General features: G+C 43.2%; 15 protein-coding genes. 4 read left to right on the top strand and 11 right to left on the bottom strand.

Going from position 1 to position 16791, the window contains the following annotated elements; translation table 11 throughout:
• Window positions 1-28 precede the first annotated feature (28 nt).
• The 7 genes from BLQ59_RS12395 to BLQ59_RS12365 are packed head-to-tail and all read right to left on the bottom strand — an operon-like array spanning window position 29 to window position 9610.
• Window positions 29-1150: an NAD-dependent epimerase/dehydratase family protein gene (locus BLQ59_RS12395; RefSeq protein WP_074573181.1), complete on the bottom strand. Its 1122-nt coding sequence runs from the start codon at window positions 1148-1150 to the stop codon at window positions 29-31.
• A 9-nt stretch (window positions 1151-1159) separates the two neighbouring features.
• The gene (locus tag BLQ59_RS12390; protein ID WP_256324677.1) at window positions 1160-2866 is read right to left on the bottom strand and encodes a thiamine pyrophosphate-binding protein; all 1707 of its coding nucleotides are present in this window, start codon (window positions 2864-2866) and stop codon (window positions 1160-1162) included.
• Between the two features lie 48 nt (window positions 2867-2914).
• Window positions 2915-4462: an MATE family efflux transporter gene (locus tag BLQ59_RS12385; protein ID WP_074573192.1), complete on the bottom strand. Its 1548-nt coding sequence runs from the start codon at window positions 4460-4462 to the stop codon at window positions 2915-2917.
• A 4-nt stretch (window positions 4463-4466) separates the two neighbouring features.
• On the bottom strand, window positions 4467-5711 hold the full coding sequence (locus BLQ59_RS12380) for a hypothetical protein (protein ID WP_074573179.1): 1245 nt from the start codon (window positions 5709-5711) through the stop codon (window positions 4467-4469).
• Between the two features lie 26 nt (window positions 5712-5737).
• A complete protein-coding gene (locus tag BLQ59_RS12375) occupies window positions 5738-6832 on the bottom strand; it encodes a polysaccharide pyruvyl transferase family protein (RefSeq protein WP_074573178.1) in 1095 nt (364 codons plus the stop codon).
• Between the two features lie 50 nt (window positions 6833-6882).
• The gene (locus tag BLQ59_RS12370; protein ID WP_074573177.1) at window positions 6883-8238 is read right to left on the bottom strand and encodes a phosphohexomutase domain-containing protein; all 1356 of its coding nucleotides are present in this window, start codon (window positions 8236-8238) and stop codon (window positions 6883-6885) included.
• A 4-nt stretch (window positions 8239-8242) separates the two neighbouring features.
• A complete protein-coding gene (locus BLQ59_RS12365) occupies window positions 8243-9610 on the bottom strand; it encodes a mannose-1-phosphate guanylyltransferase/mannose-6-phosphate isomerase (protein ID WP_074573176.1) in 1368 nt (455 codons plus the stop codon).
• A 134-nt stretch (window positions 9611-9744) separates the two neighbouring features.
• Between BLQ59_RS12365 and BLQ59_RS12360 the strand changes: the two genes are divergently transcribed.
• Entirely contained in the window at window positions 9745-10041 is a 297-nt protein-coding gene (locus BLQ59_RS12360) for a nucleotidyltransferase family protein (RefSeq protein ID WP_074573175.1), read from the top strand.
• Window positions 10031-10384 (top strand): HepT-like ribonuclease domain-containing protein, encoded by a 354-nt coding sequence (locus tag BLQ59_RS12355; RefSeq protein ID WP_074573174.1) that lies wholly within the window; start codon window positions 10031-10033, stop codon window positions 10382-10384. Before BLQ59_RS12360 ends, BLQ59_RS12355 begins: the two co-directional genes overlap by 11 nt.
• A 212-nt stretch (window positions 10385-10596) precedes the next feature.
• Here BLQ59_RS12355 and BLQ59_RS16075 read toward each other — a convergent pair whose 3' ends face one another.
• The 4 genes from BLQ59_RS16075 to BLQ59_RS12335 all read right to left on the bottom strand — a co-directional run bounded on the left by BLQ59_RS16075 (window position 10597) and on the right by BLQ59_RS12335 (window position 14184).
• Window positions 10597-10923 carry a hypothetical protein gene (locus BLQ59_RS16075; RefSeq protein WP_176756807.1) on the bottom strand — a complete coding sequence of 109 codons (327 nt, stop codon included), beginning with the start codon at window positions 10921-10923 and terminating at the stop codon, window positions 10597-10599.
• 183 nt (window positions 10924-11106) lie between these two features.
• The gene (locus BLQ59_RS12345) at window positions 11107-12228 is read right to left on the bottom strand and encodes a glycosyltransferase family 4 protein (RefSeq protein WP_074573172.1); all 1122 of its coding nucleotides are present in this window, start codon (window positions 12226-12228) and stop codon (window positions 11107-11109) included.
• 9 nt (window positions 12229-12237) lie between these two features.
• A complete protein-coding gene (locus BLQ59_RS12340) occupies window positions 12238-13359 on the bottom strand; it encodes an EpsG family protein (protein ID WP_074573171.1) in 1122 nt (373 codons plus the stop codon).
• 3 nt (window positions 13360-13362) lie between these two features.
• On the bottom strand, window positions 13363-14184 hold the full coding sequence (locus tag BLQ59_RS12335) for a glycosyltransferase (protein ID WP_074573170.1): 822 nt from the start codon (window positions 14182-14184) through the stop codon (window positions 13363-13365).
• 200 nt (window positions 14185-14384) lie between these two features.
• Between BLQ59_RS12335 and istA the strand changes: the two genes are divergently transcribed.
• Together istA and BLQ59_RS12325 are read left to right on the top strand one after the other, a co-directional pair.
• Window positions 14385-15923, top strand: a complete 1539-nt coding sequence (istA, locus tag BLQ59_RS12330; RefSeq protein ID WP_074572192.1) for an IS21 family transposase — start codon at window positions 14385-14387, stop codon at window positions 15921-15923.
• On the top strand, window positions 15913-16662 hold the full coding sequence (locus BLQ59_RS12325; protein ID WP_074572193.1) for an ATP-binding protein: 750 nt from the start codon (window positions 15913-15915) through the stop codon (window positions 16660-16662). Before istA ends, BLQ59_RS12325 begins: the two co-directional genes overlap by 11 nt.
• The last annotated feature ends 129 nt before the right edge of the window (window positions 16663-16791 follow it).

The following is a 16791-nucleotide window of genomic DNA, read 5'->3' as shown; positions in this document are numbered from 1 at the left end:
TATCCAACATGCCAACATCACTCCTTCATTATTTCTTTACTACCCTTAGATAAAATTTTCTTATACCATTTTCAGAATCAGCAAAACCAAAATATCTACCTAATATGTACTTGATTTTGGATTTTATGCCTGGCATTTCTGAAAAGCTTGTCTTCTCGCCAGTCTGTTTGTCAAACCAGCCTTCAATCACCCAATTGATTGAATGAAACGGTGAGCCTTTCCTGATGAAATTTTCCAGACACATTACGAGGCCTTCTTCTATATCCACAAAATCCTTTTTGCCGCCAATACGTTCTATCTTGCTGCTATCGAACATGCGACGATAAAGCCGGTCACAATACACCTGATACTTATTGTTGAACACCCGGGAGAATTCCTGACTATCCGGCAGGTATTTAATGCTTGGTCTTTTGCCTGTGACTCTTGCAAGCACATTTTGATAGATTTTTGCCACATCCTGCCATTTTATTGGCTTAGGGGCAACAATATGAAAGGCCTCCCCTAGTGCCTCCTCCTTGCCCAATATACTGGCAATTCCTTCGGCCACATCATAACCATAGGTCAGCGTGGTCAGACTATCGGCCATATCCTTTGGGATAACGATGCTTCGCCCCTGCAGTGCCCGGTAAAGCCAGGCTTCCTTCTCCATTGTCCCCAGCTGCAAACGTTCATCATTGTAAGTGATATAGGGACGTATAATCGTATAATTCTGCCATTTTCCGGCCCGTAGAATATTTTCCTCCCGGGCTTTGGCCAATGCATATTCATCCGTGGCCAGATATTCCTGATCCTGCGTGCTGTCCAGCAATCGCGGAGTTTCTTCAGTGATGGGATTATCCGGCGAATCACTGTACACACGGCTGGAACTCAGGAAAACATACTGATTAGCCATAGCGAGCAGCTTATCCCGCCGCTGAGCAAACTGCTTGCTGCTGTAAATCATAAAATCCACCATTGCCGCAAATTCTTGCCCTGCCGTAATGGATTCCAACCATGACAAATCATGGGCATCCCCCTGCAGATAATGGATATGTTCACGGTTTTCACGTCTGCGCCGGGAAGTCACATAAACTTCATGCCCAGCTTTCGCCAGGATTTCCACCAGCGACACGCCCATAGCGCCGGTGCCGCCCAAAATTAATATTTTCACAATTCCGCCTTACCTTCCCAGTAATTTCTTAACCGTTGCCGTCCCTTTGGTTCCCAAAATATTTCGTACAGCTTCTTTTGCCTGCCCTTTCGCGGTCTTTTCGATATGATAAATCATATCCAGCGCATCACTCTCCAGCTGACTGTCGGTAAACACCTCAAAGACCATGGGGCGTTCCGTGATTTCAGCTGTCAAGAAACGCTCAAGATTTGCCAGATAGCTTTCCTTGGAATCTGCCGTCAGATATTCACAGCCCAAGTCTTCTGCGTAATGCTTCACCAAATTCCGGGACTGATTGCCATAATGCCCTGCTGCCGCCATATAGGCATCGGCATCTTCACCAAAGCAGACCTGCGCCGGATGGTTGAAATTGCGGAACTCCGTCCCCCGGCCATTATTGATAAGCATCAGCCGCACATTGCGCCCCAAATGATGGTTGCCCAAAGCATTCATATCATAAAAGAACGCCAGATCGCCAATTACGCCAAAATACAGCTTGTCTTTATGCGCAAGGGATGCACCAATCAGAGCAGAAAGACAACCATCAATGCCAAAACCGCCCGTATTGGCATAATTTAGTACCGACTCCGGCGCAGCAAAGAAGTTCCACGCCCGCAGGCTATTGAGAATCCCTAAATGCAGTACGCAGTCCTGCGGCAACTTAGCCGCCGTCTGCTGGGCAATCCACACATTTGAAAAAGGAAGTTCCGGAATTTTCCCCGCTAAACGGGCATTTTCCTCCTGCCATGCCGTAAGGAGTTCAATATGGTTGCCTGTCGGAATTTCTGTATTCATCTGCTTGAAGAAATCCACTTCCTTCATCTGGAAAACTTTCGTCAGCTTCCGATAGGTATCCCGTACTGCACCATCCGGATTAATCCGCCATACTTCTGCAGGCATCAAAGCGCCATAAGCTCCGGACACATCGCCCATATCAATCATCACATCTACATGACGAACCGGCGCGTCATAAAGCATCTGATTCGCAACCAGCGAAAAGAACACACGATACTTGCCCGTATAATTGCTGGTATGGTCGCAAAGCACTACACTGTCATACTTGGCACAGAATTCATCTACGGCCGCCGTAAGCTCCTCGCTCCACGCCTTGTGGCTGCCAACGAAAATCCCCACCTTTTTTCCTTGCAGGGATGGGAAGTTCTCCCCTAAAGTGAGCCGGCGGATGACTTTTACCGGTGGCAGTTCCTTGACACTATAATCCCGGCTGTACTGCGTGGTCAGATTGATATGCACCGGACCGCCGCCATTATGCCGCAGTTCCAATAGTGCTTCGTTGATTTTTACACCATAAGCCCATTCATCCTCGGCATCGTGGATAGTCGGCAACTGCAGGCTGTATTTAGCAATATCATTCTGAATTACCCGCCGGTCAATGACCTGCGCTATATTCTGACCGATACGGCCAATATGCTGGGTAGCCGTTACCGCCAGCACCGGCAGTTTCCGATAAAATGCCTCGGTCAGCCCCGGAATATAGTTGCGGGATGCCGTCGCCCCAGTACAGGTAATCACTACCGGCTCCCCGCTTTCCGCAGCCAATCCGCAGGCCATATAAGCCGCCTGACGCTCATCAGCAGCCGAATAGACTTCGAAGAAAGAATCATTTTGCAAACTTCCCACAAAACATAGATTAGTCGTCCCGGGACTTGCCACTACTTTTTTGATACCATGTGCCTTCAATAAATAAACCAACATTTGCACATTCTTTTCAACACTGTAAAATTTATCCACCCAAACTCTCTCCTAGCCAAAAAATTTCTGCAGACGCGACCTGAGAATTCCTAAGACCGCACCACGTTCTTCCCGCTTTACCCCAATCGTCATGATAATCAGCAACGTTACCGCCATGATCACACTTGTTTCCAGCAGGAACCTTACCACTCCCATTTCCATGCTTCCAATATCAAGAAAATAGGTTCCCGATCCCGACAATACAGCCACCGGCAATGCATAGAAAAACACCTGACGACTGAAATAGCGAAACTCCATACCATAGCGGCTTCCCTGCTGAATCAAAAAAACTTGAATCAAGATACGCAGGAAAATCACCAAAATATAAATATCCACCGGACTATGTCCCATAGCCAGCAAAATATAACTCAAGGGCAAACTGGCCAGATAGGTAGCCGTCAACAAAATCTCATAAACCTTGATTTTCCCCTCAGCCAAAGTTCCATATAAAAGCGGCTGAGAAAGACTGTTCACCATGGAATCCACCAGAGTCAGCACAATAAAGATATTAGTAAACTCCGGCACCAGCCCCAGCCACAATTCCAAAATATAGTCAATCTGCTTGATAACCGGCAAGCTAAGCAGTAACATCATGTAAAAACTCATCCGACTGCTGACGCAAATCAGATTGCACATTGCTGCTGTTTGCCCTGACGAATACAACTTTGTTATTTGCGGCTGCACCGCCTGTATAAAATTCTGGGTAAAACTCATCACAGCCCCATTAACACTATTAGCCAGCCCTCGGGCTGCATTTATCCCAGTTCCCAAAAACAGATTCAGGATAATGCTAATGCCCTGTTCCTTCAGCACTACGGCACCATTGCCCAGAAACGCCCACTGAACGAACTTCATCATATCCTTCAGCAGCGGCCAGTCAATGTGCCGCCGAAACTCGCATTCGGTAAAATTACGGCGGCAGTAGGACATATACAGCCAGCGCACAAATAGCGAAGCCACCACCGTCAAAAGGCCATAAACAATGAGCTTGTCATAGACAAGCAACGGCAAAACCACTACCACCGCCAACTTCAGCAAGACTTCCACCAAGGCAATATAGGCAAAAGCCTGCATCCGTTCATGCGCCACAATCAGCGCATTATAAGGGACACTGAGCAGGTTGATATAAAATGAAACCGCCGAAAACACCAGCACATAGAGCGTGGCCTCTATCCGGCCTGCCGGCAAAACCATGACGGATGTGACATAGTAAACGCCTGCCCCCAGTATAAGCAGGAAAATTCCGCCCCCCATCAGAATCTGCATCCACATCGTTGTAGAATACAGATTGATGAGTTTTTCCAAATCTCCCTCACCCATAGCAAAGGAAATATAGCGGGTTATCGCCACCACAAAAGCACCAGAAATCACACCAAACATAGCAACAAAACTGCCCACCAAGCTATATATGCCGAAATCATCTACGCCAAGAGTATTCAAAACCACCCGTGACGTATATAGGGATACAACAAGGATGAGCACCTGCCGGACATACAACAGCAAAGTATTCTTCGCAATCCGCCGCTTGCTACCTTGATACTTAACTTGCGGCTCCTTCATGCGGTTACCCCCGAACAGCATGCTTCACCTTTTCGTAAACAGCCTCGCCTAAAATCATACGCATCTTCTTTTTTATAAAGACACTTGCCCCCCCCGCATGGACGAAGGCTTTTGCGAGCAACTGATTTGGCATAGACATACCGTGCGACCGGGCAAAATCTACATTGTCATTAGCATAAAAATCCGTATGATAATCCCCTACCATTTTCAACTTTGCACGATAAGCATGCTTTTTAAATTTCGCGATATCAAAAACACCGGCAAATTTTTCCAGCTTGCCCGCTGATTCTAACGGTACCAGCGTCCGCATGCACTTGGAACATACACAGCAGTTCGTACCATCTGTTGAATTGACACATACATTCAGATGCTTTTGCGCTACATCCCAATCTGCGATATTCAGTATCTTCTGTGACCTTCTATACTGACAGCCATCAATAATCAGACGCGTATGCTCTGTTTGCAGCAGAGGCACCAAATAAGATTCCGCATACTCTGCCATATCAAAATCATGCATTTCCTCATGAAATTGCAGGATTTGCTTATAGCTGGCACAACTAGAGGTGTAATACAGCGAAATCGCCTTTTGCAAGCTGAACATACAGGAATAAATAGCAAAATACCCCAGCTTCTGCTCCCCAATCTTATGGGTGAAGGCATGGAGGTTCGCCTGTACCTGATAAACCGGCAACCCCATCTCATCCGCAGCCCGCTTATTCTGCCAATACCGCGCCTCATACAATTTATGCGAAGCCGGGTTTTCAAAATCACCATGCGTGCCACAGTTAAACAGGAACAGGGAATTGATCCGATACTCCGGATCATCTTCCTTCACAAAATGGTCATAAATCGTACATAGCGAATCCACACCACAGGAGATACCCGTACCAATAATATCCCCTTTGCCCGTAACCGTGCCAAAGCCATCAACTTTAACATCCACCATAGACAGATCATCCGAAAAATCACAGAGAATCTGCCGCACATACCACATGATATTTTTATAAAGCTTCTTCGACACCTTGCCATGAATATGCAGGTCCGTATGATGATACATCGCTAAGTAAAGCGGCACCAGTAAAAAGGCATCATAGACCTCATCCGTCAACATATCCGCATGCTCATTCTTCACAGCAAAGTACATAGTCTTTTCTGCATAAGGCACCTCTACCCCGGAAAAAGCCACATCCACCACCAGCCGCGTCCACTCGCCATGCTGTTCTTTACGTATATTCGATATATCCAACATTATTATTCCCCCATCAATAAAAACAACTAGGCGATTCCAAGCGCTTGCCTCAAATACTCATCAGCCCGCGCCCTCTCTACAGCCAACACTGCATCCACTTTTGACCAATCAGGTTCTGTCAGCGGATTTTCAATAGCATAGGCATTTTCCTTCGTTCCCCGGCGCGCCTCCAGTCCAAAGTACCCCAGTAATGTATCAATCCGCGAGCCCATTTTCTCCGATACATCATCTCCCAAACGATTACAAATCACAAACGGCGTGCGGAACAGGATGGAAAATACCGTCCCATGGAAGGAATCGGTATACACGAGCTTAGCATGCTCAATTGCCCAAAGGAATTCATCCGGCCCCGTCACATAATGCTCATACACATCCTCATCCAAGAGGTTGACCACCTTCAGCCCCGTTTCCTGTTCCAGCCGTGCCACAACCTCCGGCCGCTTGCCCAGAAAATACGTCAGAATATAATCTTCCCCATGGAACCACGCCGGCATCCGACTGACCTTGCGCCATTCTTCAGGTGTCAGCAAAAGTGTCGGATCGACCACTACCGGCACATCACGCCCGGAAAGTTCCTTGACCGTATCCGCTCCCTGCTGTTCCCGCATCGAGATATGCGCCATCCCCGCAAAGCCTTCCTTATATAAAGCCTGCTTCTCCGCAGGAATAGACGGACAGGAAATACTTGCCGCATAGGCCACCCGCTTCTCCGGTGGTGCAAAAGTCAGAAAACAATCCTCTACCAGTGAAAAATTCGGATTCCAAACCTGATCACTACCCACGACAAAGAAATCATACACATCAGCCAACTGCGAAAGTTTCCCCTCCGCCTGCCGCAGTTTGATGTACCTGTCACACCAGTCCTTAATCTTCCCTTGCCGCACCATTTCCATGCCATGCACATCCGAAAAGAGCTTGCTGCGGAACCCATGCCAGTTCAAAACAAACTTCACAGGCTCCTTCCACCCCCACCGGTGCCAAACCCGCGGCAGGAAATTATCCGGCGCATGCCAAAAACAATCCACCTCCCCATACGCTTCAAGAACCTGCTGCAACGCATAATTCTGCAACACATTGCCATAGTTGAAATAACCATCCAATGTCAGCTTACCAATTTTCATCTATTCAAGCCCCCTCTTATGATGGAACAGTAGATATATTTATCTTTAATTTATGTACGAATCTTGGTCAATAATTCTGCTGTCTTTTCCTGCATCAATGCCTTATCCTGTCTGGTTTCCACATTTAGGCGGATAACAGGTTCTGTATTGGATTTACGCAGATTAAAACGCCAATTTGTAAATTCTATGGACAGACCATCGATTTTCGTAACGTTTCCCTGCGGTCCATACTCTGTCTCAATGCGCCTTAACACCTCATCCACATCTTTAACCTGGCTGTTTATTTCACCAGAAATGCTGTACCGTTCCATACGTTCCATCATCAAATCGGACAAATATCTGCCATCAGCCTGCGAAAGAAGTTCCAGCACCAAAAGCCAAGGAATCATACCGCTGTCACAATACGAGAAATCTCGAAAATAATGGTGTGCGCTCATCTCTCCACCGTATATAGCGTTCTCTTTGCGCATCTTCTCTTTGATAAAGGCATGTCCACTCTTGGAGATTACCGGCATCCCGCCATTTTCTCTGACTAATTCCTCCGTGTTCCAAACGAGACGTGGATCATAGATTATCTTCTCACCAGCATTCTTCTTCAGGAAAGCCTGTGCCAGAAAACCTACCATATAATAGCCTTCGATAAAGTTTCCCCGCTCATCAAACATAAAGCAACGGTCAAAATCTCCATCCCAAGCTACGCCTGCATCGGCGCCAAATTCACGGACAACCTTGGCCGTAGCCTCGCGGTTCTCAGGCAGCAGGGGATTGGGCACGCCGTTGGGGAAATTCCCGTCCGGCTCGTGGTGAACTTTCACCAGTTCAAAAGGCAGATATTTTTCCATCACATCGAGAATTGACCCCGCCGCGCCATTACCGGCATTGACCACCACCTTTAAAGGCTTTAGCTGACTCGCATCCACATAGGACAGGATATGCTGCACATAATCTTCGATAATATTCAGCTTCTCCGCCTTGCCGGGGACTGATGCCAGTTCCGGCAGATCCCCATCGGCCACCAGTGCTTCCAATTCCCGCAAGCCAGTATCTCCGGAAATTGGCCGTGCCTTCTGTCTCACAAACTTCATGCCATTGTATTCTTTCGGATTATGACTGGCGGTAATCATCACACCACCGTCCAGCTTTAAGTGAGCCGTAGTAAAGTAAATCATCTCTGTACCACACTGTCCAATGTCAATGACATCACAACCGGATTCTGTCAGCCCATTTACCAAAGCTACCTTCAGTGACGGACCGGATAAGCGGATATCATTGCCCACCACTACTTTTTTTGCTGCAAACAATGCTGGAAAAAAGCGCCCAATCCGATAGGCAATCTCTTCATTAATCGTTGTAGGGTAAATCCCACGGATATCATAGGCCCCAAAAGCCTGCGTACAATAACTCATCCAATCATTCCTCAAATCTTACAATGTCATCTTCACTGATATAAGCACCATTCTGTATTTCAATTAGTTCCAGCGGGATTTTGCCGGGATTGGAGAGCTGATGTTTTATCGTTTGCGGAATAAATACGGATTCTTCCTCATGGATATACATATGCTCATTTCCCCGTACTACTTCTGCTGTTCCTCTAAGAACTACCCAATGTTCCGTCCGATGGTAATGCATTTGCAGAGACAATTTCTTCCCCGGCATAACCCGGACTTTTTTCATGCGATAGCCCTTTCCATTACCGATAATGGAAGACGTCCCCCAGGCATGGAAAATCGTGGTATGTTCCACCGCTTCTTTACGCTTCATGGTCTTTAATCGCTCGACCACATTTTTGACTTTCTGCGACTCACCTTTTTTCGCCACCACGATCACATCATCAGTCTCCACCAACAGCAAATCATCAAAGCCGATACCGGCAATCAACCTGTCCCGTCCCATAATCAGGGAATCTTTACAATCCAGCGCCAGTACATCGCCCTTAACCGCATTGCCGTTATCATCTTTGGGCAGGATGTCATACATGGCATCCCAAGAACCAATGTCATTCCAATAGCAGGAAAGCTCCACCATGCATACATTTCGCGAACGTTCAGCCACCGCATAATCAATGGAAATCTCCGGCAGATCAGCAAAATGTGACAACATATATTCATATCCCTGTTCCATCGGCTCTGCAATATCCGGCTGATAGAGCGCAAACTCCTGCCGGATTGTTCCTAAGGAAAATGCAAACATCCCGGAATTCCAATAATAATTGCCCGCTGCCACATACTGCTGCGCCACTGCTAAGTCAGGCTTTTCCTTGAAGGACACCACCTGCCTGCCGCCACCGAAACTTTCCCCAGCTTCAATATATCCATAACCAGTTTCCGGCTTTACAGCAGGAATACCAAATGTCACCAGCCTACCAGCCTGAGCCGCCAGCTCAGCCTCATACACGCAATACTTAAAACGATTCAACGGACGAATCACATGATCAGCCGCTGCCACCAGCAGAATCTCATCATCGCTGCACTCCAGCTGCGAACGACAAAACTCTGCACTAAGGGCAATGGCCGGTGCTGTGTTCCGGGCCACAGGTTCCAGCAGGACATGCGCTGCCTCCGCATTACACTCACTAAGTTCATTCTGCACATGATACAAATACTTCTGATTCGTGATGACAATAATATCCTCTGCCGCCACAAAAGACATGAACCGCTGCACCGTATGCGCCAGCAGGGAACTATCATCTTCCAATTTCAGAAACTGCTTCGGATAAGACTTCCGCGACAACGGAAACAGCCGTGAACCGCCACCACCGGCCAGGATTATGATTTTCAATACAACAACCTCCCCAATGTTTGCAAATTATTTTACTGAATATTATTTTTATTTTCGGCATCTCATGATATAATTAAGAAAAGACAGTTTCTCTAGCAAATACTTGCTTTCAAGCGAAACCGGAGGTGGATAAAGTGTATACAATAGATGCTATCAAAGAAAAAATCACTCCCATTTGCAAACAATACATGGTCAAAAAAGTTTTCTTATTTGGCTCATATGCTCGTGGTGATGCTAAAGAAGGCAGCGATATTGATATACGAATCGAAGCCGGAAACATCGAAGATCTATTCACGCTAAGCTCCTTCCGGCAAGACATCATAGCTGCGCTGGGAATAGAAGTTGATATTATCAGTGCCAGCATAACCTCTTTGGATACTCCCCTACGAAAAAATCTGGAAAGCGAGGAAATATTGCTCTATGCTGCTTAACAACAAAGACAGGCAGATACTCGAACATATCCTAAAGTATTGCGATGAAGTAGAATTAGCCTTGTCTGAATACGGCAATGATAAAGAAAAATTTTTAAATAATCCTGTATTCCGTAACGCCTGTGCAATGCCCATCATGCAAATCGGTGAACTCGCCAAACGACTGTCTCTAGAGCTATGCCAATCCACACCCACCATACCTTGGAAAGCTATAAAAGGCATGCGCGACCTTTTCGCCCATGACTACCGTTCCATGAACAAAGATATGATATGGATGACCGCAGTAAAAAACATTCCTGAACTAAAAGCAAATATTAACGAAAGGATCCTATTTAATCACTAACACTTTCAATCTTCACTTTATGACGAGTCTAAAAGACTCGTTTTTATTTTCGCGAAAAAATTTTAATACCGAACTTTCTTTTATTCTTTTTTTACAAGCTCACGTAATACGTAACAAGCATCAAATGGCAAGCATAAGTATATACATCCCAACCTTTTACAGGCAATTAAATTTGACATTAGAAAGCAATTTATTACATGCTTTCTAAGTAACTATTCAGTCGTCCCATCTAAAGCCAATATAGAAGTCCCCTGAAAAAGTAATTCCAAAGCTTGCAGAGGGTGACAAGATCTCTTCTTTGCGGTGCTCATATAGAGTATGGGAGGATGTTCAACCTGACCTATTTTTATCAAATCGCTGAACTCTGTCAGGTAACGCTTCTTATAGTAATCTCCAGCATCATCCTTTCCCTTTGCTATCCGCTTCTTCTTTGCCTCGATCATAATCGTGAAAGCACAAGGAAAGATACGGAAGAATACTGAATCGGGATTAGGTGGCATTTTATTTGGAGGCTGTGTGCATATATTGCTGCTTGCCATTTACACGAATATATGTTTCATCAAAATTGGGCGCAGCACTGCCAAGTATTTCTTGGCGGATGTATGCAAGCGGAGTTTCCAGGTTAGATTTACACGCATTGAGAAATATCGACAAATTCAATAGATTCCTTAAATGACATCAAAGGACGACTGAATAGTTATTATTTCCCAATCATCAACCAATCAATTCATTAAAACATTTTCTATTTTACGTACAGCAGTCGATAAATCAAACATACTCAATCTGCTTTCAATTCGTTTTTCTTCTATTTCTTTATTATGTAAAGCCTCATACATTGCTCCTGCTATAGCTTTAGATGTACACTCTTTTATTAATATGCCATTCACACCGTCCTCAATATATTCTGTAAAGCAACCGAAACGTGTAGCTAATACCATTTTCCCGTAATAATTAGCCAATTGTATTGTTTGCGTTCCTGTAGCATTTCTATATGGCAAAATTACAAATTTTGATTTTGTAATATAATTTGCCAACTCTCTATTGGATACATATGTATTTATAAACTGGATATTTGGTGTATTACAAATGCAATTCTTAATATACCTATCTTCTCTTCCTCGACCTATTATAAGTAGTTTGCTATTTTTTAAAAAAGGATTATTCATCGCTTCTATCAACAAATCTAAACCTTTATACTTTTCTATCCTCCCATAAAATATAAAATCATATTCTATTTCATGAGCAGCATTCTTTATATCTTCAAACTCCAATTCAACTAATCTAGGAATATATATCACTTCAGTCTTTTTTATGTAATCTATTCCATATATTTCAGCGAATTCATTCTTTGCCTTATTATAACTAACAAAAAAATTATCTATTTTCGGAAGCAAACAATATTCAGCTAATATTTTTTTTAATTCAGCTATAAATCCCTCTCCTTCATGTACAGATATATCATGTATCCACATTATCGTTTTAAGATTACGATTCATTAGTAAAAAAATATAATCATATACTAATTGATCAATTTGAAAATACACTTTTTTAATATTACAATCTTTTATAATTTTTTTTAGTCTTTTTATAAATACAATAAGTTTATAAATACGTTTAATTTTATTTTTTTCGCTACTTACATCTTCTTTAATTTTATATAAGAAATCATTACTGTATTCCTCCGTATTGTATGATGATGGAAAAACCAATATAATACGTTCTTTATAACGCATAGTATTAGCAATATTTTTATATAAATCCCCCATAACATTTCGTTGTGAATCAAAATACATCATCAATACATTATTATTTTCTTTTATTTGCATTCCGTTCTCACTATACATAAAAGTCCCCTAAAACAAGAAAGTATCATATTTATCATAACCAGAATCCTTCGCAACCATAAAGTAATAGGTATAATGATATATCATTATACTTACACCAAATAAGAATTTAACCACCACCCTATCTCTAATCACGGTATGCTTACATATCAACTCAAATATTCGGGGCATAATAAACAAATATGTTATAAAGAAGTATGTCGTTATTCTCCCAAACAAGTAACTTTTTAATGTTAGGATTTGAAAGAACAAGCATATAAAACCAGTATTTATCAATATTCTATTCTCTTCATTATTATGAATAAGTTTATTATAAAAAAACATACAAAACATCAACAATAGTGCTCTAAACACCGTATTAATTATCACTGATGTTTTAAACGACACATCATACATTTCAGAACCAATATATATCATTCCGTAGAAAGATTTACTCATCAAATCAACAAATATATCGAATACTATCATTGAAGCTATAGATATAAACAAGAAGACAAAAATTTTACTAACATTAAATTTTATTTTATTAGCAATCAATAACAACATCATTACAATTGCTGAAGAATGAAACAACATAGCAATTACTACAACGATTATAAAAACACTTGTTCTTTTTTTCATTAAAGCGATATAGGCCAAAGAACATATTGCTACAGCCAGCATCTGCCTCGCTTGATTAAAACATTGATAATATAAGCAAAAGCCAATAAACAAAGTCACACTCCAAGTTCTCTGTTTATTTGCTAGGTAAAAAGCAATATAGAATGATGCAATTGTTATAGCTGCTACTACAGCAAACATCCAGTGATATGAATTTCCAGCAAATACACCAATAACGTTACATAAAATTACATATCCTATTCCCAACCAATTTTTTTCAGTCTCATTTAAATCATCATGAATAATGTTTAAATATGCGTTAGCATATATTGAAAAGTCTGCCCCAACATTATCACGCAATGCAACTATCATAAAGAGCAATACCGCAGAGATAAAATATAGGAACTCTGACAAATGAATATACCTATTACCTATAAAGCTTAGTTTTATAACCTTATTCGCGCTATCCGATATTGCTACAAGTAATATTGCTATAAAATCAATCAATGTATAAAAAAATAAAGTTAACATACATTATGCCCATCTTAAATAAAATCTTTCTAATCGTTCCGATTGTTTTTCTATGTCAAATCTAGCATCACTAGCACACATGCTTAATCGGTACCGATCTTTCTTGTTTAATATTTTCTTTATAATACAATTAGACCATTCTTCAGCGGGAGCCTTTATAGGTAGAAAATATGAAGCTTCCCCTATTTTCAATTCCGATGAAATACTATCAGAAAAGAAGCACTGTAACCCACTAACTTGTGCTTCCACCCCTGTTACTGGCAGGCCCTCAAAAAACGATGGCATTACGAATGCATCCATTCCTTGATATATCCTAGCACAGTCTCTTCTGTTTCCTAAAAACATCACATCAGATTCCAAACCATAAGCAGATACCTTTTTACGAATATTTTTTTCTAGCGATCCAGTTCCCACCAATAATAACTTCGAATTAATATGCCGATTTATTTCCAAAAAAATATCTATTAAAAGCTCATGATTCTTTTGTTTTTCAAATCTACCAATATGTCCTATAACACAAGTATCTTTTGTTATTCCCAACTCATTTCTAATAATATTTCTAGCCTCTTTGCTATAGCTAAAAGTTAATAATTCAATTGAATTATTAACAATAGAATAATTTGCTTCATCACCAAACATATACTTACCAGCAACATTCGAACACGCAAACAAGTCTGTAGCAAATGTAGAAAACCCTTTTTTTAATATACTTTTAACATAACCTTTTAATGTTTTTTCACAAGCAGAATTGTGAGCATGTGCGATACGACAAGGAACTCTAAACAAATATGCTATTCCCATATAAATAAAGCCTAAACTTTCCATGTGACCATGTATAATCCTATACTCTTTGAGTATTCCGCTCCGCAGAGCCAGGTCAATCTCCTATTGAGAGCCACCTGTTACGCTGCACGGAGCCGCCCCTAAAATTAAATCCAATACGCTCTAGAGAGCCACTCAGTGTCGCGGTACAATGGACACGTGGAATGGTCCACGAATTCATTGTATAAGGAGTGTGGTTTTTCATGTCCAAGGAAAAAGAGATTCTTCATCGCTTTTTCAAAGGTGAGAGTCAGCGGTCTATTGCCGCTGTTCTCCGGGTATCCCGCAACACGGTGGCTAAAGTCGTCAAGGCTTGCCACGAGCATCCGCTGGATGCGGCTGCTTTGGATGGTATGGATTTGGCAGCATTGCATCATCACCTCTTTCCTGCTGAAGCAGATTTGCCTGGTCAGGTTCAGCCAGACTATGAATTCATTCATAAGGAGCTCTTGAAAAGCGGTGTAACGCTAAAACTCCTATGGGAAGAATATGCAGCAGACTGCCGGCAGGCTAATAAGCTATATTTCATGTATTCCCAATTTTGTAAGCGGTATCGTGATTTTGTCGACCATCACCACCTTACCATGCATATTCATCACAAGCCAGCTGAGCGGCTTATGGTAGATTGGGCTGGTACTACGCTTAAGTTGTATAATCCTGAAACTGGTGCGGTTACGAAAGCGTACTTGTTTGTCGCCACCTTGCCGTTCAGCATGTATTGCTATGCAGAGGCATGCCGTGATATGAAAGAACATTCGTGGATTCAGGCCCATATTCATCTCATGGAGTTTCTTGGCGGCAGCGCCAGATTACTCGTGTCAGATAATCTCCGCACCGGTATCATTTCGCATCGAAAACATGAGGATCCCATTGCCAATCGCTCTTATCAAGAATTTGCAGACCATTACGGGATGGCATTGTTGCCAGCACGTGTGCTGGCTCCAAAGGATAAAGCTGCTGTTGAGGGAAGCGTCGGCCAAGTAACGACTCATATCATTGCCAAACTCCGCAATCGAAAGTTTTTCGACCTTTACGAGATGAATCAGGCAATTCAGGAGGAACTGTACCGGTTCAACGAAGCCCCCTTCCAGAAAAAAGATGGCTCACGCAGTTCTATATTCCATATGGAGGAGTGTCCATTTCTTCGTCCGTTACCGCAGTGCCCATATGAGTACGCAGACTGGAAAAAGGCAACGGTTCAACTCAACTACCATATCACGGTAGACCATCAGAACTACTCAGTTCCTTACGAATATGTCCGCAAGCGTGTGGATGTGCGGCTTACCAGCCATGTTGTAGAGATTTATACAGAAGGGAGGCGGATCGCCAATCACAAAAGAATCGTTGGCAAACGCGGACAGTATTCAACTGTGGAAGAACATATGCCGAAAAATCATCAGCTATACAGCCAATGGGATGGCAATCGCTTCCGTCGGTGGTCAGAAAAATGTGGCGAACATGTCCACACAGTCATCGAGCGGCTGCTGGCCAGCTACCGCGTAGAAGAACAAGCCTACAAGGGCTGCCTTGCTCTCCTGAAACTGTCAGATCAATACGGCATTCCACGATTGAATACTGCCTGTGAGCTTGCACTGCGGCAGGTTCCATCACCTCGCTATAAACTCATCCAAAACATCTTAGTGACTCAGCAGGATATCAAGATTGAGCAGCCTGCGGCGCATTCTCAGAATGCATTTGTCAGAGGAGCAGCTTATTACGGAGGTGAGTACCATGGTAAATGAAACTGTCCGTAAGCTGCAGGAGATGCGTCTCTCTGTTATGGCAAAAACTTATATGGATCAGATGGAACATCCGGAGGAATTTGAATCCATGACATTCAATGAGCGCTTTTCACTCATTGTTGACCGTGAATCTGACGTTCGTTTGAATACCAAGCTGAAAAAGCTCATCACCAGTGCGAAATTCCCCAGCAACACAGCTGATATGGAAGATATCTTGTACTGGCCGGACCGTCACTTGGATCGGGACCTAATTCAGATGCTCCGTACCAATGCTTACATTGACAAAAAGCGGAATGTCATGTTTCTAGGACCGACTGGCAGCGGCAAGACGTTCCTAGCCAATGCGCTTGGAATCAACGCATGTCGTGATGGTTATAAAGTTCTCTATTTGCGCCTGCCGGATTTCTTCGCAGAATATGCAGAAGCAGAAGCCAAAACAGCTCAATTGGATCTTATGAAAAAGTATCAGAAAATCAAAATGCTGATTCTCGATGAGTTTTTGCTAATCCCAATCAATGAGCTTCAGCAACGGATGCTTCTGGAACTTCTGGAGCGCCGCTGGGGGCAATCGGCCACAATCTTCTGCTCACAGTTTGACATTCCTGGCTGGCATAGCCAACTTGGCGGCGGAGCTGTGGCAGATGCCATCATGGACCGTATCATCCCTGGTTCTTATAAAATGAAACTGGAAGGCGATGTATCCATGCGGCAGCGTATGGCTGAAATGGAAGAAGCATAAACCATGGCGGAGTCATCCGTGTCCATCGGAGATGGATGGCTCTGTCTATCATATCGGATGGCTAACGCCATCTATATTAAGTGGCTCTGAGAAGCATATTGATATGCTCTCAAGCGCCGCAGTATTCAC

This window comes from Pseudoselenomonas ruminantium (assembly GCF_900104055.1).
Taxonomy (GTDB): Bacteria; Bacillota; Negativicutes; order Selenomonadales; family Selenomonadaceae; genus Selenomonas_A; species Selenomonas_A ruminantium_C.
The sequence above is the reverse complement of the archived record's forward strand: the minus strand, read 5'-3'. Positions and strand labels throughout refer to the sequence as shown.